This window comes from Coralliovum pocilloporae (assembly GCF_030845175.1).
GTDB lineage: Bacteria > Pseudomonadota > Alphaproteobacteria > Rhizobiales > Cohaesibacteraceae > Coralliovum > Coralliovum pocilloporae.
In genome coordinates, this window is the sequence record NZ_CP132542.1 from 1,745,686 (window position 1) to 1,769,281 (window position 23,596).

General features: G+C 56.9%; 21 protein-coding genes and 1 tRNA gene. 21 read left to right on the forward strand and 1 reads right to left on the reverse strand.

Annotated features, from left to right (window positions below; translation table 11 throughout):
* Positions 1-335: 335 nt before the first annotated feature.
* Positions 336-1,226, reverse strand: a complete 891-nt coding sequence (locus RA157_RS08080; RefSeq protein WP_350335952.1) for an N-formylglutamate amidohydrolase — start codon at positions 1,224-1,226, stop codon at positions 336-338.
* A 228-nt stretch (positions 1,227-1,454) separates the two neighbouring features.
* On the opposite strand from RA157_RS08080, the gene cpdR reads away from it, so the two are divergent.
* From cpdR to cbiE, 21 genes are all read left to right on the forward strand, one after another.
* Entirely contained in the window at positions 1,455-1,817 is a 363-nt protein-coding gene (cpdR, locus tag RA157_RS08085) for a cell cycle two-component system response regulator CpdR (RefSeq protein WP_350336173.1), read from the forward strand.
* Between the two features lie 90 nt (positions 1,818-1,907).
* A tRNA-Val gene (locus RA157_RS08090) sits at positions 1,908-1,982 on the forward strand.
* A 185-nt stretch (positions 1,983-2,167) separates the two neighbouring features.
* The gene (napE, locus tag RA157_RS08095; protein WP_350335953.1) at positions 2,168-2,347 is read left to right on the forward strand and encodes a periplasmic nitrate reductase, NapE protein; all 180 of its coding nucleotides are present in this window, start codon (positions 2,168-2,170) and stop codon (positions 2,345-2,347) included.
* A 10-nt stretch (positions 2,348-2,357) separates the two neighbouring features.
* The gene (gene napF / locus RA157_RS08100; protein ID WP_350335954.1) at positions 2,358-2,855 is read left to right on the forward strand and encodes a ferredoxin-type protein NapF; all 498 of its coding nucleotides are present in this window, start codon (positions 2,358-2,360) and stop codon (positions 2,853-2,855) included.
* On the forward strand, positions 2,848-3,183 hold the full coding sequence (locus tag RA157_RS08105) for a chaperone NapD (RefSeq protein WP_350335955.1): 336 nt from the start codon (positions 2,848-2,850) through the stop codon (positions 3,181-3,183). Before napF ends, RA157_RS08105 begins: the two co-directional genes overlap by 8 nt.
* On the forward strand, positions 3,180-5,678 hold the full coding sequence (gene napA / locus RA157_RS08110; protein ID WP_350335956.1) for a nitrate reductase catalytic subunit NapA: 2,499 nt from the start codon (positions 3,180-3,182) through the stop codon (positions 5,676-5,678). The genes RA157_RS08105 and napA overlap by 4 nt, the downstream gene beginning before the upstream one ends.
* Before the next feature lie 8 nt (positions 5,679-5,686).
* Entirely contained in the window at positions 5,687-6,160 is a 474-nt protein-coding gene (locus RA157_RS08115) for a nitrate reductase cytochrome c-type subunit (RefSeq protein WP_350335957.1), read from the forward strand.
* Between the two features lie 11 nt (positions 6,161-6,171).
* Positions 6,172-6,837, forward strand: coding sequence for a NapC/NirT family cytochrome c (locus RA157_RS08120; RefSeq protein WP_350335958.1), 666 nt, complete (start codon positions 6,172-6,174; stop codon positions 6,835-6,837).
* A 329-nt stretch (positions 6,838-7,166) separates the two neighbouring features.
* Positions 7,167-7,793, forward strand: coding sequence for a helix-turn-helix domain-containing protein (locus tag RA157_RS08125; protein WP_350335959.1), 627 nt, complete (start codon positions 7,167-7,169; stop codon positions 7,791-7,793).
* A gap of 474 nt (positions 7,794-8,267) precedes the next feature.
* A complete protein-coding gene (gene gcvT / locus RA157_RS08130; RefSeq protein ID WP_350335960.1) occupies positions 8,268-9,368 on the forward strand; it encodes a glycine cleavage system aminomethyltransferase GcvT in 1,101 nt (366 codons plus the stop codon).
* Positions 9,369-9,382: 14 nt separating this feature from the next.
* The gene (gene gcvH, locus RA157_RS08135; protein ID WP_350335961.1) at positions 9,383-9,754 is read left to right on the forward strand and encodes a glycine cleavage system protein GcvH; all 372 of its coding nucleotides are present in this window, start codon (positions 9,383-9,385) and stop codon (positions 9,752-9,754) included.
* A 13-nt stretch (positions 9,755-9,767) separates the two neighbouring features.
* The gene (gene gcvP, locus RA157_RS08140; RefSeq protein ID WP_350335962.1) at positions 9,768-12,677 is read left to right on the forward strand and encodes an aminomethyl-transferring glycine dehydrogenase; all 2,910 of its coding nucleotides are present in this window, start codon (positions 9,768-9,770) and stop codon (positions 12,675-12,677) included.
* Between the two features lie 119 nt (positions 12,678-12,796).
* Positions 12,797-14,485 (forward strand): tRNA (5-methylaminomethyl-2-thiouridine)(34)-methyltransferase MnmC2, encoded by a 1,689-nt coding sequence (gene mnmC2 / locus RA157_RS08145; RefSeq protein WP_350335963.1) that lies wholly within the window; start codon positions 12,797-12,799, stop codon positions 14,483-14,485.
* Between the two features lie 85 nt (positions 14,486-14,570).
* Positions 14,571-14,960: a VOC family protein gene (locus tag RA157_RS08150; RefSeq protein WP_350335964.1), complete on the forward strand. Its 390-nt coding sequence runs from the start codon at positions 14,571-14,573 to the stop codon at positions 14,958-14,960.
* A gap of 112 nt (positions 14,961-15,072) precedes the next feature.
* Complete coding sequence (locus tag RA157_RS08155) at positions 15,073-16,332, forward strand: sarcosine oxidase subunit beta family protein (RefSeq protein ID WP_350335965.1); 1,260 nt, start codon at positions 15,073-15,075, stop codon at positions 16,330-16,332.
* A 16-nt stretch (positions 16,333-16,348) separates the two neighbouring features.
* Entirely contained in the window at positions 16,349-16,627 is a 279-nt protein-coding gene (locus tag RA157_RS08160) for a sarcosine oxidase subunit delta (protein WP_350335966.1), read from the forward strand.
* A complete protein-coding gene (locus RA157_RS08165) occupies positions 16,627-19,638 on the forward strand; it encodes a sarcosine oxidase subunit alpha family protein (protein ID WP_350335967.1) in 3,012 nt (1,003 codons plus the stop codon). The genes RA157_RS08160 and RA157_RS08165 overlap by 1 nt, the downstream gene beginning before the upstream one ends.
* Positions 19,631-20,227, forward strand: a complete 597-nt coding sequence (locus tag RA157_RS08170) for a sarcosine oxidase subunit gamma (protein ID WP_350335968.1) — start codon at positions 19,631-19,633, stop codon at positions 20,225-20,227. Before RA157_RS08165 ends, RA157_RS08170 begins: the two co-directional genes overlap by 8 nt.
* A gap of 48 nt (positions 20,228-20,275) precedes the next feature.
* Positions 20,276-21,238, forward strand: coding sequence for a LysR family transcriptional regulator (locus RA157_RS08175; RefSeq protein WP_350335969.1), 963 nt, complete (start codon positions 20,276-20,278; stop codon positions 21,236-21,238).
* A gap of 514 nt (positions 21,239-21,752) precedes the next feature.
* Positions 21,753-22,388, forward strand: a complete 636-nt coding sequence (locus RA157_RS08180) for a precorrin-8X methylmutase (RefSeq protein ID WP_350336174.1) — start codon at positions 21,753-21,755, stop codon at positions 22,386-22,388.
* Complete coding sequence (cbiE, locus tag RA157_RS08185) at positions 22,385-23,596, forward strand: precorrin-6y C5,15-methyltransferase (decarboxylating) subunit CbiE (RefSeq protein ID WP_350335970.1); 1,212 nt, start codon at positions 22,385-22,387, stop codon at positions 23,594-23,596. Before RA157_RS08180 ends, cbiE begins: the two co-directional genes overlap by 4 nt.

Here is a 23,596-nt window from a genome sequence, read left to right on the forward strand (position 1 = left end):
CCGGCATGATGGCTACAGCGTGCTTCTGAAAAGTTGATAGACTTTTCAGACAAAAGCTCGCGCAGTAACAAACTCCAAAAGCAGGACTGGCAATTCAGGTTAAAGGTCTGGCCCTTTAGGAAACAAGCTGGTCAGCAGAGAAATATACGGGTGCCATTCTCCGATCCGGAGTTCTGATTCGAACCGATCGTCTTGAATAGTTTGGAATCGTTCTTATATGCAGGTTATGACGGTCGGATGGCCGTCTGCCCAGTATCTGGGCGTTTCCTCCCTAGACTTTAAGGCCGTTTGCTTTGCAAGCGGCCATTTTTTTGTTGGAACCTATTCAGGTAGATCTACTCAGCGGCCATGGATATCCGGCGTTCAAGCAAAGCCGATTCCGTGATGATATCAGCCGTCAGGATCTCAAGATCACGAGCCAGTTTGTCTGCGCCGGAATGGAGCTCGAGGGTCTGTTCATCCATATAGAGTGCGCGATTGATCTCAAGCTGCAACGCGTGAAGACCGGCGGCCGGTTTGCCGTAATGTTCGGTGATGAAACCACCGGCATAGGGCTTGTTGAGTGTTGTTTTGTAGCCTAGGTCTGCGAGGCTTTCGAGAGCGACCTCGGTCAAAAGGGACGCACAGCTCCGCCCGAACCGGTTGCCGATAATGATGTCAGGCCGTCCCTGCATGGGTTCGCCGCGGATTTTCGAAGGCATGGAATGGCAGTCAATCAGGACTGCAATGCCGAACCGGGCGAAAGTATCGGTCATCAGAACCCGGAGCCGGTCATGATAAGGACGATAGATGGTCTCGATCCGGTGCTGGGCATCTGAAAATGACAGGGGGCGCCGGTAAATCTCGCACCGATCCGACACGATGCGTGGAATGGTGCCAAGCCCGCTCGCGACCCGTGGAGACCGCTTGTTGACATAGGGCGGCAGAGGGTCTGAGAACATGCGTGGGTCAAGCTCATAAGGCTCTCTGTTCAGGTCCACATAAGCACGTGGAAACCGGGCGCTGATGAGAGGGGAACCCTGCTCTGTCACATGGCGAAACAGGTGGTTAACATGCGCATCTTCCGAGCTTCGCAGGGTCATCGGATCAAGGCGCGATTGCTCAATAAATGTGTCGGGATAATGTGTGCCGCTGTGCGGGGAGCCGAAAATAACCGGATTGGTCTGCTCGCCTGGCTCCGATAGGGAAAAGGCAGGAACCGGTGTCAGGGGAATTGGATTAGCCATTCACTCACTTTCCAAAAATATGCCGCGATGGTGCCAATTCGCCTGCCATTTGTCCACTCTTCGACAAATTTATTTGCTCTGTTTCACTCTATGTTTACCCAAATCAGACGTAAATGGGGAGCATTCTTTGTGATGGGTCCTTGTGGCCCGGAGAGATTGACATGGTCGACAAAACCCGGTTCTCTGCGCCGGACGAAAGGCTTTGACGGTATGGAACTCGACAGCGATATGACAACACGCATCCTGCTTGCGGAAGATGACAACGATATGCGGCGCTTTCTGGCGAAGGCTCTGCAGAATGCCGGTTATGACGTTGTGTCTTTTGACAATGGTCGCAGTGCCTATGACCGCTTCCGTGAAGAGCCCTTCACCATGCTGCTGACCGATATTGTCATGCCGGAAATGGATGGCATTGAGCTGGCGCGCCGGGCCACCGAGCTTGATCCGGATCTGAAGGTGATGTTCATCACAGGATTTGCCGCTGTTGCCCTTAATCCGGATTCCAACGCACCCAAGGATGCCAAGGTTCTGTCCAAGCCGTTCCACCTGCGTGAACTGGTGCAGGAAGTGGACCGCCTGCTGGCAGCCTGATTTTTCCCCAATTATCGGAACATCGGCTCTTGCGCCGATCAGAAAGAGGGGATATATCCCCTTTCACCGCCGCACGGCGGATCTAAGGATGGGCGTGTAGCTCAGCGGGAGAGCACTACGTTGACATCGTAGGGGTCACTGGTTCAATCCCAGTCACGCCCACCATCCTTTTCTCAGACAGTTTATAGTGATCTTTGACGCTGGCGAGCCGCTTTTATTGTGCGCATCTGCCCATTTTTTGTGCAGATTTGTCATAAGTCAAGGCAGCACCTGTCTTACCTGTCTACCGTCCCCGACATACTGGCATGGATTGTACTTCTTCCGCGCCGGTCAATGGCACGGAGAGACGTATGGCACACGTTCAAAGCACTCAAGACAACGAGCTTGAAGAAGGCCGTCAGAAAAAAGAGCGACGGGCTTTTCTGTTCCTCGCTGTTGTTCTGGCACCTCTGATCAGCGTCATTCTTGTGGGAGGCTACGGCTTCCTCATCTGGATGTCACAATTGCTGTTTGGCCCCCCGACTGTGTGAGGATACCAACATGGCCGGGATTTCACGCCGGGCGCTTTTGCGCCGGAGCTTTCGCGCAGATGCAGACAGTCCGCTTCGCCCGCCCTGGGCAACGGAACAGCGGATTGCATCCGACTGCACGGCTTGTGGCCGATGCATAGAACAATGCCCTGAAGGCATTCTGTTCTCGGAAGGCGGCAGGCCATACGTCAAGACAGGCATCAGTGAATGCACGTTCTGCGGCCGGTGTGCCGAAGCCTGTGCCGAAGCGGTCTTCGATCTCAACGAAGCACCCTGGTCGCTCACCGCGCAGATTGGTGACAGCTGCTTCCTCAAAACCTCTGTGGATTGCCGCCTGTGCACGGATGCCTGCGAGCCGCGCGCTCTCCGGTTTGACCTGCGGGTCCGTCCGGTTGGTGCGGTTCAGGTGACCGAACAAGACTGCACCGGTTGCGGAGCCTGCCTCGTGTCCTGCCCGACGAATGCCATCACACTTACCGATAGAATGGAAGGTCAACAGAATGCGTAATGCGACGCAGATCGAGACCCATGATCAGGACGCCTGGCATATTTCCAGCCTGCTTGTCACTGTAAAACCTGAGAATGTGGATCAGGTGAGCGGGCAGGTTGCCGCTCTCACAGGAGCGGAGGTTGCCCGGCAGCCGGTGCCCTCCAAGCTGATCGTCACACTCGAAGCCCATAGCGAGGCGGAGATCGCCGAAGGCCTGAACGCTATCCAGAAACTGGATGGTGTCGTCGCAGCCTCCCTGATCTTCCACCAATCAGACACCACCAATCTCGATGAAATACTGCCCGACACGGGACCCGACGGGCACAATGAGGAGATTCGCTCATGACAAAACTGACACGACGCGATGTGATCAAGGCTCAGGCCGTGGCCGCTGCTGCTGCTGCGGCTGGCGTGTCCGTCCCGGCTGAAGCATCTAATCTGGTAACGGATGCCAGCAAGACAGATCTGAAATGGTCAAAGGCTCCCTGCCGCTTCTGCGGTACGGGCTGTTCCATCATGGTCGCAACCAAGAATGACCGAGTTGTGGCAACTCATGGCGATGTCCAGTGTGAGGTCAACAAGGGCCTCAACTGTGTCAAGGGTTACTTCCTCTCCAAGATCATGTACGGCAAGGACCGTCTGACCCAGCCGCTTCTGCGCAAGAAGGATGGCGTGTTCGACAAGAATGGCGATTTCGAACCGGTCTCCTGGGACGAAGCTTTTGATATCATGGCCGAAAAATGGAAGAAGGCCCTGAAGGAAAAAGGTCCGACCTCTGTTGGCATGTTCGGGTCCGGCCAGTGGACCGTCTGGGAAGGCTATGCGGCCTCCAAGCTGATGAAGGCCGGGTTCCGCTCCAACAATATTGACCCCAATGCCCGTCACTGTATGGCATCTGCCGTGGGCGCTTTCATCCGGACTTTCGGTATTGATGAGCCGATGGGCTGCTATGATGACTTCGAGCACGCAGACGCCTTTGTGCTCTGGGGATCCAATATGGCGGAGATGCACCCGATCCTCTGGACCCGTCTGACGGACCGGCGTCTCAGCCATGACCACGTCAAGGTTGCTGTGCTGTCCACCTATGAGCATCGCTGCTACGATCTGGCCGATATCCCGATGGTGTTCACACCGCAGACGGATCTGGCCATCCTCAACTATATTGCCCGACACATCATCAAGTCCGGCAAGGTGAATGAGGACTTCGTTTCCAAGCACGTCAACTTCCGTATCGGTAATACCGATATCGGTTACGGTCTGCGTCCTGAGCATCCGCTTCAGCAGGCAGCCGCCAATGCGGACAAGGCTGGTGGATCAAAAGAGGCGAGCTATGAAGAGTTTGCTGCTTTTGTCGAGCCTTACACGCTGGAATATGCGTCCGAGCTGTCCGGTGTTCCGGCCAACCGCCTGGAAGCTCTTGCCGAGCTCTATGCTGATCCGAATACCAAGGTGATGTCCCTGTGGACCATGGGCGCCAACCAGCACACCCGCGGTGTCTGGTGTAACCAGCTCATCTACAACATCCATCTTCTGACCGGTAAAATCTCCCAGCCTGGCAATGGACCGTTCTCTCTGACCGGTCAGCCATCTGCCTGTGGTACGGCTCGCGAAGTGGGTACATTTGCGCACCGTCTGCCTGCCGACATGGTGGTCAAGAAACCGGAACACCGTGCGTATGCGGAAAAGGTCTGGCAGTTACCGGAAGGCACAATCCCGCCGAAGCCCGGTTTCCACGCTGTCCTGCAGAGCAGGATGCTGAAAGACGGCAAGCTGAACGCCTACTGGATTCAGGTCACCAATAACCTGCAGGCTGCTCCGAACATGATGGAAGAGACCCTTCCAGCCTACCGGAACCCTGACAACTTCATCGTTGTGTCCGACCCCTATCCGACGGTGACGGCCCAAGCTGCCGACCTGATCCTGCCCACGGCCATGTGGGTGGAAAAGGAAGGTGCTTATGGCAATGCAGAGCGGCGGACCCAGTTCTGGCATGAGCTGATCCCGGCTCCGGGCGAGGCCCGGTCCGATGTCTGGCAGACCATGGAGTTTTCCAAGCGTTTCAAGGTTGAAGAGGTCTGGCCGGAAGAGCTGATTGCCAAGAAGCCGGAATATCGCGGCAAGACACTGTTTGACGTGCTGTTTGCCAACGGTGTTGTCGACAAATATCCGGTGGATGAACTTAATTCTGAATACGGCAACCACGAATCGAAGCATTTCGGCTTCTATGTGCAGAAAGGCCTGTTTGAGGAATACGCCACCTTCGGTCGCGGCAAGGCGCACGATCTGGCTGATTTCGACACCTACCATCAGGTCCGCGGTCTTCGCTGGCCGGTGATCAATGGCCAGGAAACCAAGTGGCGGTTCCGTGAAGGGTCCGATCCCTATGTGGAAGCGGGAAGCGGTTTCCAGTTCTATGGCCACAAGGATGGCAAGGCGCGTATCTTTGCCCTGCCATATGAGCCTGCGGCTGAAGCGCCGGATGATGAATATGATTTCTGGCTCTGCACCGGACGTGTTCTTGAGCACTGGCACACAGGCTCCATGACGCAGCGTGTGCCGGAACTCTACAAGGCCTATCCGGATGCGGTCTGCTACATGCACCCGGACGATGCAGAGGCGCGTGGGTTCCGTCGTGGAACGGAAGTCCGTGTGAAATCCCGCCGTGGCGAGATCATCACCCGGATCGAGACCCGCGGTCGCAACAAGCCGCCGAAGGGCCTTGTCTTTGTTCCGTTCTTTGATGCCAGCCAGTTGATCAACAAGGTCACCCTGGACGCAACAGATCCGATTTCAAAACAGACCGACTTCAAGAAATGTGCGGTCAAGATTGAAGCTGTATGAGGCACGCCATGACATATCTTCGTTCCCTTATCCGCACAGCCGGACTGGCCGCCCTTGTTCTGACGACCACCTTCGGCATCGGAGTTTATGCGGAAGACAATATCGCCACACTCCGCGGCAAGGATCTGGCACCAAGTATTGATGCACCAGCAATCCCGAAAGTGGTCAATTCGGACCTGCGTCAGGTCCGCAACTATCCCGAACAGCCACCGCTTATCCCGCACAAGACCGACAATTATCAGGTCGACAAGAATGTCAACAAGTGCATGACCTGCCACAGCCGTACCGCGGTTGGGGAATCCCAGGCGCCGATGGTTTCCATCACGCACTTCATGGATCGGGATGGCCAGTTCCGTGCCTCAATCTCTCCACGTCGCTACTTCTGTAACCAGTGCCATGTGACGCAGAGCGAAGCACGGCCACTGGTCGAGAACGAGTTTGTCGATGTGGACTCGGTCCTCAGACAATCTCAGGATCAGTAAGGAGCCGTATCATGTGGTCTGCATTGAAGAACATGCTGCGGATCATCCGCACACCCAGCGTCCACTACAGTCTCGGCTTTCTGACCATCGGGGGCTTTGTTGCAGGGATTATCTTCTGGGGCGGGTTCAACACCGCTCTGGAGGTCACCAATACAGAAGCCTTCTGCGTCAGCTGTCACGAGATGCGTGAGACCGTCTATGCCGAGCTGAAGACGACCATCCACTATTCGAACCGGTCAGGTGTTCGGGCAAGCTGTCCTGATTGCCACGTGCCCCATAACTGGACGGATAAGGTGGCCCGCAAGATGGCGGCTTCAAAAGAGGTCTATGGCAAGATTTTCGGCACAATTTCCACGCCGGAAAAGTTCGAGGCCAAGAGGTTGGAACTGGCTCAGCATGAATGGGCCAGATTCAAGGCCAATGATTCTCTTGAATGCCGGAACTGTCACAGCCAGGATTCCATGGACTTCACCCGTCAGAGCCCGCGTGCCGCGGAGGCTCATGAACGGTTCGTGGTCAGTGGTGAGAAAACCTGCATCGATTGTCACAAGGGTATTGCTCACAAGCTTCCCGATACGGGCAATCTGACAACGTCCGAACTGGGTGCTCATGAACCGGCGATCCGCAAGATCGTCAGCACATTAGGCCTGGATGCACATGCTGCCCAGCCGGACTAATGGCTGCACAGCGGGAACCGCTAGGACCCGCCCTGAATAATCTGAGCCCCGGCTTTTCCCGAGCCGGGGCTTTTGTTTTTCGAGAGACCTGGATCTGAACCCTAGTAGACCAGTTTGACATTTCCGCTTTGCATTGGCATGTCAGATGGAACGGGTTTAGGATTCAAACTAAAGCATCGGACCTTTAGCCTGAATTGGTGATGGTGCTTTAGAGCGTGTTGCGCCAAAGTGAGGACCGGTTTGGCGATAAACAACTCGCGTCATCAAAGACATAGAGCACGCTGTAAGACAGTCGATTCAGTCGGCATTTGGGAAGGGCAAAATACTCAATGGCACGTGACGCAGAAAACGAGCAATTGTCTCCGAGATCCGTAATCGACAATGTTGAGCGGAACCTTGAGCCCCTGAAGCTCGGAAAGCGTGTTCGGGAAGTGCGCCGCAAAAACGAGCTGACTCTGGAAGAGGCCGCCCAGCGAACCGGTCTGGCGCGATCGACCTTGTCAAAGATCGAAAACGACCAGATGTCACCGACCTTCGACGTGATGCAGAAACTGGCAGCCGGTCTGAATATCGGCATCCCGCAGCTTTTTGTGCAATCGCGACAGAAAAAGGCCAGCGGGCGCAGAACTCTGACCCGGGCAGGTGAAGGCCGTCATCATCCGACACCGACCTATGGGCATGAGCTGCTTTGTACCGCGTTGACCAGCCGTCGTATGGTGCCCTTCAAGAGTCATATTCACGCGCGTGATTTCTCGGAATTTGAAGACTGGATCCGCCATGATGGCGAGGAATTCCTGCTGGTTCTTGAGGGAGAAATCGAATTCTACTCGGAGTTCTATGAACCGGTCATTCTGGGTGTTGGAGATTCCGTCTACTATGACAGCGGTATGGGGCATGCCTGTATCTCGACCAGCAAAGAGGATGCGCTGATCCTCTGGGTCTCAGCACCGGATTGAGACGTTCTACAAGAGTGGGGCCGAACATGTGTTCGGCCTTTTTGATTCCGGTCAAGGACGTGGCCTGAGTATACCGTCATAGAAGGTTCTGCTCAGGTGGGGTGACAGGGACTGCACAGGTTCTCAGGGTCATGCTGATTCTCAGGGCCATGCTGAGGCCAGCCTCAATCTACCGCAGTAAACGTCCATTCTGTTCAATCTCTATATTGCGCAAAAGTTTCCGATACGCTACATTGTCGGCGAAATAGGAAACAGTCCTGATGGGATGCCGTCGAGGCTGTGGCCGTCAGCTCTGGCAGATCGTATCTTGATTTCGTGACATCAGCCCATGTTTCGAAGCTTCAAAGTCATGATAGGGTAGGTTGAGAGCTGATTCCAAAATGCCATCGGTTCCCTCCGAAGATCCGGCGGCAAGTCTGAGATGTCGACCCTGTTCGCGCTGTCATGCAGCAGGGGCGTACAGGAGTGGACAGCATGACAGAAAACCCGAAACGAACGCCTCTTTATGATTTGCATGTGGAGCTTGGCGGCAAGATTGTCGACTTCGCCGGCTGGTCGATGCCTGTGCAATATCCTGCGGGAATTCTGAAAGAGCACGAACAGTGCCGGACGCAGGCAGCTCTGTTTGATGTGTCCCACATGGGCCAGGTGATCATTGAAGGCGAGGGTGCCGCTGAAGCCATGGAGGCTCTGGTGCCGGGCAACATCACGGGCCTTAAACCCGGTCAGGCCCGTTACACCCAGTTCACCAATGCCGAGGGCGGGATTCTGGATGATCTGATTGTGTCGAATGCCGGTGACTATCTGTTCGTGGTGGTCAATGCCGGATGCCGGGATGCTGACATTGCCCATATGCGTGCCAATTTGCCGGGTCATCTGACATTGACGGAGCTCACGGACCGGGGGCTTGTTGCCCTGCAGGGTCCGGCGTCCGAAGCGGTGCTGGCATCCCTCTGCCCGGAGGCGGCCAGTCTCTCTTTCATGGAAACAATCGAAGCAGATGTCTCGGGTATTCCATGCCGGATTTCCCGGCTCGGCTATACCGGGGAAGATGGCTATGAAATCTCTATGCCAGCAGACAGGGCCATCGATCTGAGCCGGATTCTGCTCGGTCACGACAAAGTGCTTCCGGCAGGCCTTGGGGCCCGTGATAGCCTGCGCCTTGAAGCCGGGCTGTGTCTGTACGGTCATGATATCTCGACGGAAACCACACCGATTGAAGCCGGACTCCAATGGTCGATTGCCAAAAGACGCCGGGAAGAAGGCGGTTTCCCGGGAGCAGATGTTATCCAGGCCCAGCTTGCAGACGGTCCGGCGCGCAAGCTGGTTGGTATCAAACCTGACGGTCCGGCACCGGCCCGTGAGGGAACAGAGGTACTGAATATGGACGGAGACGTTATCGGCATCATTACAAGCGGCGGTTTCGGTCCGACAGTCGGCGGTCCGGTCGCAATGGGGCATGTGGAAGCGGCCTATGCGCAGCCAGGCATGGATATCCAGCTTCTCATTCGTAAAAAGGCACGCGCGGCAAGCGTGGCCAAACTTCCTTTCGTTGAACAAAACTACAAACGCTGAACGGAGCAAGCAGAATGGCCATCTATTATTCTGAAGAGCACGAGTGGGTCCGTGTTGAAGGAGATACAGCAACAGTCGGTATCACCAAGCATGCGGCGGATCAGCTGGGTGATATTGTGTTCGTTGAGGTCAACGAGGCGGGTGAGGAATTCGATAAGGGTGACGAAATCGGCACCATCGAGAGTGTGAAGGCCGCCAGTGAGATCTATGCGCCGGTCGCCGGTGAAATTCTTGAAGTGAATGGCACTCTGGAGGATGCCCCGGCATCTCTGAACGAAGATCCGGAAGGGGGCGCATGGCTTTGCAAGATCAAGGTTTCGGAAAGCGCGGAGCTGGACGAGCTGATGGATGCAGACGCCTATAAAGCCTTTATCGCTGACGCTTGAGCAGGATCCTGCCATGACAAAAGAGACAAGTTTGACCGAGCTGGAAGCTGCGGATGATTTCATTCGCCGCCACAACGGCCCCGGTGATGAACAGGTTGAGGAGATGCTGGTCGCAATCGGCGCCTCTTCCCTGGATGATCTGATCGACAAGGCGGTCCCGTCCGCCATTCGTTCCGATCATGAACCCCTTTTGCTGCCTCCGGTCAGAAGCGAGCGTGAGGCGTTGTCCTACCTGCGCAAGATGGCCTCCCGCAACGAGGTGTTCACCTCGATGATCGGCATGGGTTATCACGGAACCATCACGCCGGGCGTTATCCTCCGCAATGTGTTGGAAAGCCCGGGCTGGTACACAGCTTACACGCCCTATCAGGCGGAAATCAGCCAGGGTCGCCTTGAAGCTCTGCTGAACTTCCAGCAGATGGTGATGGACCTGACCGGTTTTGATCTGGCCAACGCATCCCTGCTTGATGAAGCAACGGCAGCAGCGGAAGCCATGGCCATGGCCCAGCGGGCGGCCAAATCCAAGGCCAATACGTTTTTCATCGATGAAGACACCCACCCCCAGACGGTGAGCGTGATCAGAACCCGGGCCAAGTCGTTCGGGATAGAGATCATCATCGGTAATCCGGAAACGGACCTCGATCCGTCACAGGTCTTTGCAGCCCTGTTGTCTTATCCGGGTTCAAGCGGTCAGGTGCGTGACCATCGCAAGGTGATTGATGCCCTGCATGAAAACAAGGCACTGGCGGTTATAGCTACCGATCTGATGGCTCTGGCGCTGTTGACACCGCCGGCTGAACTGGGAGCTGATATCGCAATCGGCAGCGCCCAGCGCTTTGGTGTTCCCATGGGCTATGGCGGACCGCACGCTGGGTTCTTTGCAACACGGGATGCGTTCAAGCGGACTGTTCCGGGTCGGATTATCGGTGTTTCCGTGGACAGTCGCGGCAAGCGGGCCCTGCGCATGGCCCTGCAGACCCGCGAGCAGCATATCCGGCGTGAGAAAGCCAATAGCAATATCTGTACGGCTCAGGCGCTTCTGGCGATTGTTGCCGGATTCTATGCGGTTTATCACGGGCCGGACGGGATCACCCGGATTGCCCGGCGCATTCACAGACTGACCCGGATTCTGGCAGAAGGCCTGCGCGAGCTGGGGGCTACGGTTGAGACCTGTTCCTATTTCGACACGATCACGGTCCGTGTTCCCGGCCAGGCCTGGCGTATTGCCGCCCGCGCTCGGGAGAAGAAGATCAATATCCGGGCGGTCGATGCGGATCATGTTGGGATTTCGCTTGATGAAACCACACGCCGGGTGGAAGTGGAGCGGATCTGGTCCTGCTTCTCTTCAAAGGCCTTGTCACGCGTTTCAATCGTGGCGCTGGACGAGACAGTCGAGCCGGTGATTACCGGTGATCTCAAGCGTGAGAGTCCGTTCCTCACCCATCCGGTCTTCAACATCTACCATGGCGAGACTGAAATGCTGCGTTATCTGCGGCATTTGCGGGAGAAGGATATCGCGCTCGATCGGGCGATGATCCCGCTTGGGTCATGCACCATGAAACTGAATGCCACCACCGAGATGATTCCGATCACCTGGAAGGAATTCTCGCATATTCACCCCTTTGCTCCGCTTGAGCAGGTGCAGGGCTATCAGCAGCTTTTTGAAGAGCTTGAGGATATGCTGTGCACGATCACCGGCTTTGATGCAGTCTCTCTGCAGCCAAATGCGGGCAGCCAGGGCGAATATGCCGGTCTGATGGCCATCAAGGCCTATCATGAAGGCCGCGGTGATATGGAACGGAATATCTGCCTCATTCCGTCCTCCGCTCATGGCACCAACCCGGCCAGCGCGGCCATGGCTGGCATGAAGGTGGTTGTGGTCAAATGTGATGACAATGGCAACGTGGATGTTGATGACCTGAAAGAGCGGGCAGAAGCGCATAAGGATACGTTGGCAGCCCTCATGGTCACCTATCCATCCACCCATGGTGTGTATGAAACTGCGATCAGAGATATCTGTGCTATCGTCCATGATAATGGCGGCCAGGTCTATTTTGATGGCGCCAATCTCAACGCGCTTGTGGGCATTGCCAAACCGGCGGAGATCGGAGCGGATGTCTGCCACATGAACCTGCACAAGACCTTCTGCATCCCGCATGGGGGTGGTGGTCCGGGTGTCGGTCCGATTGGCGTGAAAGCCCATCTGGCTCCGTTCCTGCCGGACCATGATGTGGTGCACGGCGTGAACCCTGCTGCAGGCAATGAAGCCACCCTTGGCCAGATCGCAGCGGCACCCTGGGGCTCTGCATCCATTCTGCCGATTTCCTGGGCCTATATTGCTATGATGGGTGCGGATGGCCTGAAACGGGCAACCCAGCTTGCCATTCTCAATGCCAACTATCTCGCCAAGCGCCTGTCTGAGGGCTACGAGATTGTCTATACGGGTGAGGGCGGCTGGGTCGCGCATGAATGTATTCTCGACTGCCGGGATTTCCGTCCAAGCTGCGGCATCACGGTTGAGGATATTGCCAAGCGCCTGATTGACTTCGGGTTCCATTCACCGACCATGTCCTGGCCTGTTGCGGAAACTCTGATGATTGAGCCGACTGAGAGTGAGGCGAAGCGGGAGATTGACCGCCTGGCCGATGCTCTTCTGACCATCCGGCAGGAAATCAGGGAAGTGGAAGCCGGTGAAGAAGATGCAGAGAACAATGTTCTGCACAACGCACCGCATACCTATGATCTGCTGATGCAGCCATGGGCGCTTCCATACGACAAGGCCAAGGCGTACTTCCCCAACGGGGTTGACGGTCATTCCAAATACTGGCCGCCGGTCGGACGGATCGACAATGTGGCTGGCGACCGCAATCTGGTTTGCACCTGTCCGCCGCTTGAAGCCTATATGGATGAAGCTGCGGAGTAGCCTTGTTCAGAATTTGAGCATGATAAACCGGCTGCCTCTGGCGGCCGGTTTGTTGTTTTGTTACAGCGTATTTCCAAAAAAAGAGACGTTCTTTCCTTCTTGACGAAAGCAGGTTGGTCATGACTGAGGATGGAAACCCGGTTCTCCGGTCTGAGCAGTTTGATGATGTCTATTTCTCAGCCGAAGATGGTCTGGCTGAAACGCGCTATGTGTTTCTGGATGGCAATCACCTGCCGGAGGCATTTGGCGGGACACAGCACTTTATAATTTTCGAGACCGGGTTTGGCACGGGCCTCAATATGCTCTCGGCCTGGGCTCTGTTTGAAGAGACGGCCCGACCGGATCAGCGGCTGGATTTCATTTCAGTGGAGAAATATCCCCTGTCTCGTGCTCAGATCAGGGATGCCCTCCATCATTGGCAGGGTGCCTTCGGTGAAAAGCTGAGCCGCCTTCTGGCGCTGTATCCCCTGCGTGTTCCCGGGCCTCACAAATTGTATCTGACAGACAAGGTTACCCTGACCTTGTGGTTCTCTGATGTGGATGATGCGCTCGCGTCGACTGACGTACCTGTCGACGCCTGGTTTCTTGACGGGTTTGCGCCGAAAAAAAATCCCGACATGTGGTCTGATAATCTGTTCCAGCAGATGGCCCGGCTCAGCCATGCGGAAACCACCTATGCGACCTTTACGGCGGCAGGGCAGGTGCGGCGTGGTCTGGAAGAGGTCGGGTTCTCAGTGGACCGCCTGCCCGGTTTCGGGCGCAAGCGCCATATGATCAGAGGCCGGTTTCAGAAGGGCAAGCCGCGCGTCATGGTGACCAGTCCCCGCTCCATCGCCATTATCGGCGGAGGATTGGCAGGAACAGCGCTCGCCTGGCATGCCTGCAAGCGGGGCGCGTCTGTTTCGCTTTATGAAGCGGGTCCCTCGCTGGCCTCCGGCGGGTCCGGAGGGCGACTTGGCATGATCAATCCGAAGCTGACCGCGCGCCCGAGTATTGAGTCGGAATATTTCACCTCCGCCTATGCCAATGCGCTGAGGGTTCTGTCTGACCTGCCGGACGTGGATTTCTCCATGCCGGGCAATCATCACCTGCGACTGGATGCTGGCAAGGCGCGGAAATTCGACGGCTATATCAACAATCTCGGCTGGCACGCGGATCATATCCATCTGGAGGGAGAGGATCTTGTCTTCCCCGATGGTGGCTGTGTCTCACCGCAAAAGGTCTGTGCCCGTCTGTCAGAAGGCGCTGATGTTCATCTGAACAGCAGGGTGGAAATGCTGGATGAGCTGAATGAGGATCTGATTATCCTCGCGGTTGGTCACAGAGTTCGGGATCTGTTTTCCAACGCCCCCTTTGTCAATCCGGTCCGTGGGCAGGTCAGCTGGATCAGGCCCCGGAACGGGAGGCGGCGCAATCTCTGTTTTGGTGGCTATCTGACACCTGAATGTTCTGACGGCTTCCATGTTCTGGGGTCGACCTTTGCATCGGGTTTTGATGAGACGGATGTCCGGGAGGATGACCATCTGGCCAATCTCGAGCGATACAACACGCTTGTGAAGCCGGAGGTGCCGCTGACCCGTGACGATGTGACAGGCGGCTGGGCGGGTGTTCGCGCTGTCTGCAGGGACCGGATGCCGCTTGTTGGCAGTCTTTCCGGCAACAGGGTGCTGGTATCCGCCGCTCATGCCTCTCACGGTATCATGTCATCGCTGATGGCTGCCGATATTCTGATGAGCCAGAGTTTTGGTGAGCCTGTCCCGGCCCGTGGCCGCATCCTTGCGGCTATCGCACCCTATCGCTTCTGGTAGAGCCTCGTTGACAGGCATTCTGGATTGAACGCTTGTGAGTTCCGTAAGTGAATTGATTTAAACCACACAGGTTTGGAGCTGATCCATGTCCAAAGATCTTGTTTCATCAGACCCGCCATATGCGATGACACCCTATTTCACGGTGCGTGATGCAGACAGGCTCATCGCATTTGTATCTACGGTCTTTGGCGGCATCGTTGTAAAGGAAAACCGCTACGAGGACGGTACCGTCCAGCATGTGCGGATCCGGATCGGGGATTCCCTTCTGATGCTGAACCAGAGTACGGCTGAGTATCGGCCGAATGTCTCGCAGATGCATCTCTATGTGGATGATGTGGAGACGACTTATGCCGTGGCTCTTGCGCATGGCGGAACATCCCTGATGGAGCCCAACAAGAGGCCGCACGGGGACTGGATGGCTGGAATAACCGACCCCTGCCAGAATATCTGGTGGATTGCACAGCCGGATGGCTGACGTCTGATTATCATTATCCTCGATACTGTTCAGTGGAGATTTCGATATTCTCCATCCCATCCCCCGTTATGCCTAGAGTACTTATCCAGTTTGGACGAGTTCGGGGTTATCCATGACGGACTATTCGGTATTTTCGCTTCTGAAGAATGCCCTGTCGGGAGACAGGCACTGGAAAGAGGCGTGGCGGTCTCCTGAACCCAAGGAGCGCTATGATGTGGTGATCGTTGGCGGTGGTGGTCACGGTCTGGCGACAGCCTATTATCTGGCCAAGGAACACGGCATCACCAATGTGGCGGTGATTGAGAAGGGTTATCTCGGCTCCGGTAATATTGGCCGGAATACCACAATTGTCAGGTCGAATTATCTTCTGCCCGGCAACGAGCCGTTCTACGAGCATTCCTTGAAGCTCTGGGAAGATCTGTCTCAGGACCTGAACTACAATGTGATGTTCTCCCAGCGCGGCATCATCAATATGGGGCATACGCCGGGACAGCTTGAAGCGATGGCGCGACGTGGTAATGCCATGCGCCTGAATGGTGTGGATGCAGAAATGCTGACCGACGACCAGATCAAGGAAATTGTCCCGCATCTGAAAACAAATCACCCGCGCTGGCCGATCCTTGGTGGTCTGATGCAGCCACGGGCTGGAACCGCGCGACATGATGCGGTTGCCTGGGGCTATGCGCGCGGCGCGGACCGGCGTGGTGTGGACATCATCGAAAACTGTGAAGTGACCGGGTTCATCAAGGATGAAACAGGCCGGATCACCGGGGTGGAAACCACCCGTGGCGCGATCAGGGCCGGTAAGGTTGGCGTGGCTGTTGCGGGCAGTTCCTCCCTGGTTCTGCACAAGGCAGGACTGGAGCGCCTGCCGATAGAGAGCCATGTACTGCAGGCCTATGTATCTGAGCCGCTGAAACCGTTCCTTGATACGGTGCTGACCTTCGGTGTCGGCCATGGCTATATCTCCCAGTCAGACAAGGGTGGTCTTGTCTTTGGCGGGGATATCGACATGTTCAACTCCTACGCCCAGCGTGGTGGCCTGCCGGTTATCGAACATCTGGCGTCCTTCTTCGCCACCTATTTCCCGAGCCTGCCGCGTGTGCGGCTCTTGAGAAATTGGGGGGGCATCATGGATATGTCCATGGATGGCAGCCCGATCATCTGCAAGGCACCCATTGATGGCCTCTACATGAATACCGGCTGGTGCTATGGCGGCTTCAAGGCAACGCCCGCCTCCGGTTGGTGCTTTGCCTGGACAATTGCCAGGGATGAACCGCACGCGCTGAACGCGCCTCTGTCACTGGACCGCTTCCGCACAGGTGCCACGATCGATGAGCGTGGTGCCGGTCCGAAGCCGTGGCTGCACTAGGGTAAGGGAGAAAACCATGTTGATAGACTGCCCTTGCTGCGGCAAACGCGACAGACGCGAATTCACCTATCTGGGCGATGCCACAATCAAGCGCCCTGAGATGGACAACGACACCAGCGAAGACTGGTATGCCTTTGTCTTCCAGCGTGACAATCCTCGTGGCTGGCATGATGAGATCTGGCATCACAGCCAGGGCTGCCGTTCGTTTATTGAGGCACGCCGGAACACAGCGACCCATGAATTTGCCGGAACCAGACTGATTGGTCCCTGGGCTGGAAAAGAGGGAGCAGAATAATGGCAGGTTTCCGTCTTTCCTCTGGCGGTCGTAATCTGGACCGCTCAAAAAGCCTGCGTTTCAGCTTTGATGGCAGAGCGCATACAGGTCTGACCGGTGACACACTGGCTTCCGCCCTTCTTGCCTCCGGTCAGACGCTGTTCGGTCGCTCGTTCAAATATCACCGCCCGCGTGGTGTGCTGTCAGCCGGGCCGGAAGAGCCTAATGCGCTGGTAACCCTGCGCTCAGGTGCCCGGGCCGAGGTCAATACCAAGGCGCCGGTGATTGAACTGTTCGACGGGCTTGAAGCCAGGAGCCAGAACGCCTGGCCGTCGCTTGAAACTGACTTCATGGCGGTCAACAGCCTGTTCTCGCCATTCTTCTCGGCGGGCTTCTACTACAAGACCTTTATCGGACCGTTCAAGAAGGGCACGAAAGCCTGGATGTTCTTCGAGCATTTCATCCGCAATGCGGCTGGCCTTGGCAATGCGTCACGTGAAGCAGACCCGGACCGCTATGAGCGCGGCAATCTGTTCTGTGACGTGCTGGTGGTTGGCTCCGGCCCTGCGGGCCTGATGGCTGCCAGATCCGCAGCTGCATCCGGTGCACGGATTATTCTTGCCGAAGATTCCGCCACATTGGGTGGTGCACTGCCGGAAGAAAGCCAGACTATCGATGGACTGCCTGCTGCGGACTGGGCGTCCCGGGAACTGGACAGGCTGGCAGAGCTTGAAAGCGTCCGCATCATGCCGCGCACTGCTGTGTTTGGCTATTACGATGACAACACGCTTGGAGCTGTTGAACGGGTCGCTGATCATGTGGCCGTTCCCGGTGAAGGGGTGCCACGCCAGAAATACTGGACCATCCGCACAGCTCAGGTGGTCATCGCCTCCGGTGCTCTTGAGCGGCCTCTGGTCTTTGCGGGCAATGATACGCCAGGTGTCATGCTGGCAGATGCCATGCAACGCTATGCGGCGCGCTATGGTGTCAGTGCCGGTCGGTCGGTCGCAATCTTCACCTGTCACGATGGCGGATGGGCAACGGCTCAGGCTCTGGTCGAGGCGGGTGTGCCGGTGACGGCGATCATCGATCCGCGCAAGGAGATGCCAGCTGCCTATGCGGAAGCCTTGCAGGGCAAGGGCATTACCTTCTACCCAGGTCATGTTGTGGCAGAAGCGTCAGGCGGCAAGGCACTGAAGACCATCCATGTGGCTCCTTATGATGCGATGGGGGAACGTCTGACAGGCCCGGCGAAGGCTGTCTCTGTTGATGCTCTGGGTGTGTCTGGTGGCTGGACACCGAGTGTCCATCTGGTCAGTCAGGCTGGCGACAAGCCGGTTTTCCGTGAGGATATCAGTGCATTTGTTCCTGCTGAAACAGCTGGCAAGGGCTGGCGTTCTGCTGGCTCTGTCAATGGCGCGTTTTCACTGAAAGCCTGTCTGGAGGAAGGCCAGGCCGCAGGTCAGGCTGCGGCTGTCGATGCCGGTTTCCCGATTTCGGAAGACAGCACCCCTGTCGTTGAAGGGGCTGAAGCGTCAATGGTTCCCCTGCCGCTCTATGAGGTGCCTTCGCCAAATGGCAAGGGCAAGAAGTTTGTCGACTTCCAGCATGATGTGAAAGCCAGCGACGTGCGTCTGGCCAATCAGGAAGGCTTCCGGTCCGTTGAACACCTGAAGCGCTATACCACGCTGGGCATGGCGGCGGACCAGGGTAAGACGTCCAACGTCAACGGCCTTGCTATCATGGCCGCTGCCCGTGACGCCAAGATTGATGATGTGGGCACAACTCGCTTCCGTCCGCCCTATACGCCTGTGGCATTGGGCCCGCTTGCGGGTCGTGAGGTGGGCGATGAGGTTCTGCCCGAGCGGCGTACGGCAGCGCAGGACTGGCATGAAGCCAGAGGGGCTCGCATGGTGTCTGTCGGGCTCTGGCGCAGGCCGCAGGCCTATATCAGGCCGGGTGAAAATCTGGAGGCAGCAGCCACTCGCGAAGCCCGCGCTGTGCGTGAGCGGGTCGGCATGGTCGATGTCTCTACACTGGGCAAGATCGATGTTCAGGGCCCGGATGCAGCAGAGTTCCTCAACCGGGTCTATTCCAATGCGTTTGCCAAACTGCCTGTGGGCAAGGCCCGATACGGTCTGATGTTCCGTGATGACGGGCTGGTTTATGATGACGGCACCACCTGGCGTCTGTCGGAAAACCAGTTTCTGATGACCACAACAACAGCAGCGGCTGCTACTGTGATGCAGGAACTTGAGTTCCTGCTGGCAACCGCCTGGCCGGACCTGAAGGTTCAGCTCACCAGTGTCACCGATCATTGGTCGGGTCAGGCTGTGGCCGGACCAAAGTCCCGCGAGCTCCTTTCATCTGTCATCACGGATGTTGATTTCTCCAACGAAGCGTTTCCGTTCATGGCGATCCGCACGGGTAGTCTCAACGGCGCGCCTGTGACCATTGCCCGGTTGTCGTTCTCGGGTGAGCTGGCCTACGAGGTGTTTACGCCTGCGCATTTCGGCCTGTCCGTTTGGGAGCAGTTGATGGAAGCCGGGCAGTCCTTCGGCATTGAGCCATATGGAACAGAAGCGTTGAATGTGCTGCGTGTTGAGAAGGGTCATGTGACCCATGCCGAGATTGACGGACGCACCACAGCCGATGACATGGGTCTTGGCGGTCTTGCCTCGAAGAAAAAGCCTTTTGTCGGCAGTGTCCTGCATCAGCGCCCGGCACTTCAGGCAGAGGGCCGCCATCAGCTCGTGGGTCTGATGTCAAAAGACGGACAGGAGCTTCTGGCCGGGTCCCATCTGGTTGCCAACAGCGCTTTGCAGCAGCCGGCCCAGAGCCTCGGTCATGTGACATCGCCCTGCTACAGCGTCGTCAAAGAGCAGTATATTGCCCTGGCGTTTCTGGAGAATGGCCGGGCTCGTCATGGCGAGACGCTTTATGCCACCTATCCGCTGAAAGACAGGCATCAGCCGGTCGAAATTGTCGATCCGTGTTTTTATGATCCAGAAGGGAGCCGGATGCATGTCTGATCTCCATTTTCCTCTTGAGCATGTTGCTGTTGCCGGAAAGGGCGCAGGCGCATCCCCGGCCAGAATAACCGTGTCCGAGCTGCGACCGACCAGCTTTGTGCAGGTGGGCGCATGGCCTGAAACCAACGAACTTGTGGCGTCTGAACTGGCCGCTGTTATGGGTGTTGAAGCACCCAAGGCTTATTGTGATGCCCGGCATGTGGATGAGCGGTCACTGATGCTGACAGCACCGGGGCGTTATCTGGCTGTGTCCAACCGGCCTGGTCTTCATGCGGAACTGGCCGCCCGTTTCAAGCCGGAAGAAGCATGCGTTACGGATCTGAGCCATGCCCGTGCGGGTGTGCGGGTTGAAGGTGACCCAGTGGTCGAGATTCTGCAGAAGGGGATCGCGATTGATTTCCACACCAGCGTCTTCCCTCATGGAAAAGCGGCCCAGGCCAGTCTCGAGGCCCTGTCTGCTCTTGTCCACAGACGGGATGAAACTGTGTTCGATCTTTATGTCTTCCGTGGTTTCGGATTATCCTTGTGGCACTGGGTCACGGATGCGGCGCTTGAATACGGCTATCGTGTCGGAGATCCGGTCGGCTGACAGAGCCGGGCAATCACGGGCAGATAGTGACGGGCAGGGGCACGAGAAATGGACTTCCCGCAGGGCTTTGACCTGAAAGCGTTGAGAATATTTCTCGTTGTGTCCGAACATGGGTCGATGACCGAGGCGGCTCAACGGCTTGGTCTGACCCAGTCCACCATTTCCCAGATTATCAGCAATCTGGAAGCAGCAGTCGGCACCCAGCTTCTTGACCGCTCCATGCGTCCGATGGCACTGACGACGGCGGGCAGCACGCTGTTTGCCTCAGCTCGCGCGTTACTGCTGGATGCCGGTGATGCTCTTCAGTCGACCCGGGGAACATCAGGTCAGCCGCTGCCGGATATTACCCTGGCTGTGGCTGACAGTATTGCCAGTACGGTGATTCCACAGGTTGTCAGTCGCCTGACCTCATCAGCGCGTCGCTGGCGAGTGTGGTCGGAATTCTATTCCGATGCCTATTCCGCTCTCTCCGGGCGCACGGTTGATCTCACCATCACCACAAGCCTTGAAGATACTCCGGGGGATCGCTTCCAGATTGTGCCGTTCATCCGCGAGCCCTTCGTGCTCGCCCTGCCAAACCGCCTGGCGGATCATGACGGGGAGCTGGAGGCTCTGTCCGAGCATCCCTTTATCCGTTTCTCCTTGCGGTCTTCTATCGGACGTATGGTTGAGCGGCAGGTGCAGAGATTACGGCTGGATCTGCCCGTGTCCCTTGAGTTTGATCTGGCCGTGGGTCAGCTTGTTGCGGTTTCGGAAGGGCTTGGGTGGTGCATCACGACACCTCTTTGCCTGTTGCAGAACGAAAGCCTGATGCAGAAGATGACTATCCGCCGTCTGCCCCGTGGCCGGTTCTTCCGGGATATGGCTGTCTCAGCCCGTCAGGGTGAGCATACGGAACTGGCCGAGAAGCTGGCTCTGACAACAGAGACAGTCATCAGGGAGAAGCTGCAGGCTCGGTTCACCGGAGATCTGGCCTGGGTGCTGGATGACATCATCTGGCCCAATCCCTGAAACGGCTGTTCCGGTCACTGAGACTCGATCCCGCACTGTCGCCCCGCGCTTTGTTTCTGTCGCAATTGGGGAAGGTGTGTCCTGTATCCCGATGATAATCCTACAGCGTGCTTCTGAAAAGTTGACAGACTTTTCAGATAAAAGCTCGCTTAGAAATAAACTCTTAAAGCACCACCGCCAATTCAGGTTAAAGGTCTGGTGCTTTATGGTCCTTGATATAGGCGGATTCTGTCTGTTGTTTTGCGCGGCAATCGTCTAAAGGAAAGCATGGACGGTGCCCCTTGAACGGGGCTGCAAGAGAGTCCAGTGAGGCGGACCCATTCCGGGCGTCAACTCTGGAACTGTCCGGTGACACGTGTCCGGCCGCACCAGCGGCCTTTGGCGCATGCCCCGGCCCGTTCAACCTGATGATGACGGGGTCGGCCCAGATCTCGCATCATCTGAAAAGAAGCCTTTGAAGGGCCAAGGGGAGCGTAACGTGTGCGCGGGTTTGGAAAGCAGAGTGACGACGGACATGTTTGACTATATTCGCGATCCGGCAGCGATTTATGAAGAAAGCTTTCGCCAGATTCGCGATGCGGTGGATCTGAGCCAGTTTCCGGAATCCATGCACGGTATGGTGCAGCGGTTGGTTCATTCCTCCGGTATCCCTGAAATTGCGGACGATCTGGCCTTCACAGACGAAGCCGTCACAAAAGGCCGTGCAGCGCTTGAAGCGGGTGCGCCAATCCTCTGTGATGCCCGCATGGTCGCCATGGGAGTGATCGAGCGGGTTCTCCCGGCCTCTAATCCGGTTCTCTGCATGCTTGAGGATGAGCGGACGCGTCCCCGCGCGCTGGAAATCGGCAATACGCGCTCAGCTGCAGCCGTTGACCTCTGGCAGGACAGACTTGATGGCGCTGTAGTGGCCATCGGCAATGCGCCGACTGCGTTGTTCTACCTGTTGGAAATGATCGCAAAGGGCGCGCCGAAGCCCGCTGTTATTCTGGGTTTCCCGGTCGGCTTCGTCGGTGCCGCTGAATCGAAGCAGGCTCTAGCGGAGAGCGATCTCGGTCTTGAATTCATCACCTTGCACGGACGCAAGGGCGGTTCGGCTTATGCGGCGGCAGCTGTCAATGCTCTGGCTATCGGGGCGGGAGCTGTTTCATGAGCGAACGCTGGCTGAAAGTCATCGGCATTGGTGATGATGGCTGTGCTGGTCTCAGCCCTGCAGCGCGCGCGCTTGTGGACGCAGCAGATATCGTTGTCGGCGGTGAACGGCACCTTGCCTTTCTCTCCGATGGCAGGGCAGAACGCCATCCCTGGACGTCACCCCTATCCGATATGGTCGAGCGCCTGAAAGACTGGCAGGGACGGTCTGTTGTAGTGCTGGCCACAGGTGACCCTATGTGGTTCGGCATTGGTGCCACCCTGCGGCGGGTTTTTTCAGCAGATGATATGCTGATCGTGCCGTCACCATCCGCCTTTTCTCTGGCGGCGAGCCGTCTCGGCTGGTCTCTTGATCAATGTGAGACGATGACCCTGCATGGCCGTCCTCTAGATCTCCTCAATGCCCGGCTTTATCCCGGTGCACGCATTCTTGCGCTCACAGCAGATGAAACAACGCCGAAGGCTGTTGCAGATCGTCTGGTTGAGCTGGGATATGGTGATGCCCGGCTGACGGTTCTGGATCATATGGGCGGGGACCGCGAGGAGGTTCAGACGAGCGCTGCCAGCGCGTTCGCGTTTGACGTGACACCGTTCAATACGCTGGCCATTCAGTGTCCCGCGGATGCGCCGTTCCACAGTCGTTGCCCCGGCTTGCCGGATGAGGCTTTCAGCCATGATGGCAAAATGACCAAGCAGGAAGTGCGGGCTGCGACCCTGGCGCGTCTCAAGCCCTATCCGGGCGCATGCCTCTGGGATGTGGGGGCTGGCTGCGGGTCAATCGCCATTGAATGGATGCGCGCGGCTCACAGAGCCAGTGCTATCGCCATCGAACCGCTTGAAAAACGGCGGGCGATGATCCTTGAAAATGCGGCCACCCTTGGTGCGCCGGGCCTTGAGGTGGTGACAGGGCGCGCTCCTGAAGCGCTTGATGGTCTGAAACAGCCGGATGCGGTCTTTATTGGTGGCGGATTGAGTTTTGAAACGGTGGAATTGTGCCAGGACAGGCTCCGACCGGGAGGTGTTCTGGTGGCCAATGCTGTGACGCTTGAAAGTGAAACCGTTCTTCTTGAGTGTTTTAATCGTTTTGGCGGTGAACTCAGCCGCATTGCTGTCTCCCGAGCAGAACCGGTCGGCCCGTTCCACGGCTGGCGACCGTTCATGCCGGTGACGCAATGGCAGCTGACAAAGCCGCATGTGAACAGGAGTTGA

What these genes read in the sequence shown, in the direction of transcription:
- RA157_RS08105 (WP_350335955.1), top strand. Translation starts at nt 2,848, where the DNA reads ATGCGTAATGCGACGCAGATCGAGACCCATGATCAGGACGCCTGGCAT.
- RA157_RS08115 (WP_350335957.1), top strand. Translation starts at nt 5,687, where the DNA reads ATGACATATCTTCGTTCCCTTATCCGCACAGCCGGACTGGCCGCCCTT.
- gcvT (WP_350335960.1), top strand. Translation starts at nt 8,268, where the DNA reads ATGACAGAAAACCCGAAACGAACGCCTCTTTATGATTTGCATGTGGAG.
- cbiE (WP_350335970.1), top strand. Translation starts at nt 22,385, where the DNA reads ATGAGCGAACGCTGGCTGAAAGTCATCGGCATTGGTGATGATGGCTGT.
- gcvP (WP_350335962.1), top strand. Translation starts at nt 9,768, where the DNA reads ATGACAAAAGAGACAAGTTTGACCGAGCTGGAAGCTGCGGATGATTTC.
- mnmC2 (WP_350335963.1), top strand. Translation starts at nt 12,797, where the DNA reads ATGACTGAGGATGGAAACCCGGTTCTCCGGTCTGAGCAGTTTGATGAT.
- RA157_RS08170 (WP_350335968.1), top strand. Translation starts at nt 19,631, where the DNA reads ATGTCTGATCTCCATTTTCCTCTTGAGCATGTTGCTGTTGCCGGAAAG.
- napF (WP_350335954.1), top strand. Translation starts at nt 2,358, where the DNA reads ATGGCCGGGATTTCACGCCGGGCGCTTTTGCGCCGGAGCTTTCGCGCA.
- RA157_RS08165 (WP_350335967.1), top strand. Translation starts at nt 16,627, where the DNA reads ATGGCAGGTTTCCGTCTTTCCTCTGGCGGTCGTAATCTGGACCGCTCA.
- napE (WP_350335953.1), top strand. Translation starts at nt 2,168, where the DNA reads ATGGCACACGTTCAAAGCACTCAAGACAACGAGCTTGAAGAAGGCCGT.
- RA157_RS08155 (WP_350335965.1), top strand. Translation starts at nt 15,073, where the DNA reads ATGACGGACTATTCGGTATTTTCGCTTCTGAAGAATGCCCTGTCGGGA.
- RA157_RS08160 (WP_350335966.1), top strand. Translation starts at nt 16,349, where the DNA reads ATGTTGATAGACTGCCCTTGCTGCGGCAAACGCGACAGACGCGAATTC.
- RA157_RS08080 (WP_350335952.1), bottom strand. Translation starts at nt 1,226, where the DNA reads ATGGCTAATCCAATTCCCCTGACACCGGTTCCTGCCTTTTCCCTATCG.
- RA157_RS08180 (WP_350336174.1), top strand. Translation starts at nt 21,753, where the DNA reads ATGTTTGACTATATTCGCGATCCGGCAGCGATTTATGAAGAAAGCTTT.
- napA (WP_350335956.1), top strand. Translation starts at nt 3,180, where the DNA reads ATGACAAAACTGACACGACGCGATGTGATCAAGGCTCAGGCCGTGGCC.
- RA157_RS08175 (WP_350335969.1), top strand. Translation starts at nt 20,276, where the DNA reads ATGGACTTCCCGCAGGGCTTTGACCTGAAAGCGTTGAGAATATTTCTC.
- cpdR (WP_350336173.1), top strand. Translation starts at nt 1,455, where the DNA reads ATGACAACACGCATCCTGCTTGCGGAAGATGACAACGATATGCGGCGC.
- gcvH (WP_350335961.1), top strand. Translation starts at nt 9,383, where the DNA reads ATGGCCATCTATTATTCTGAAGAGCACGAGTGGGTCCGTGTTGAAGGA.
- RA157_RS08120 (WP_350335958.1), top strand. Translation starts at nt 6,172, where the DNA reads ATGTGGTCTGCATTGAAGAACATGCTGCGGATCATCCGCACACCCAGC.
- RA157_RS08125 (WP_350335959.1), top strand. Translation starts at nt 7,167, where the DNA reads ATGGCACGTGACGCAGAAAACGAGCAATTGTCTCCGAGATCCGTAATC.
- RA157_RS08150 (WP_350335964.1), top strand. Translation starts at nt 14,571, where the DNA reads ATGTCCAAAGATCTTGTTTCATCAGACCCGCCATATGCGATGACACCC.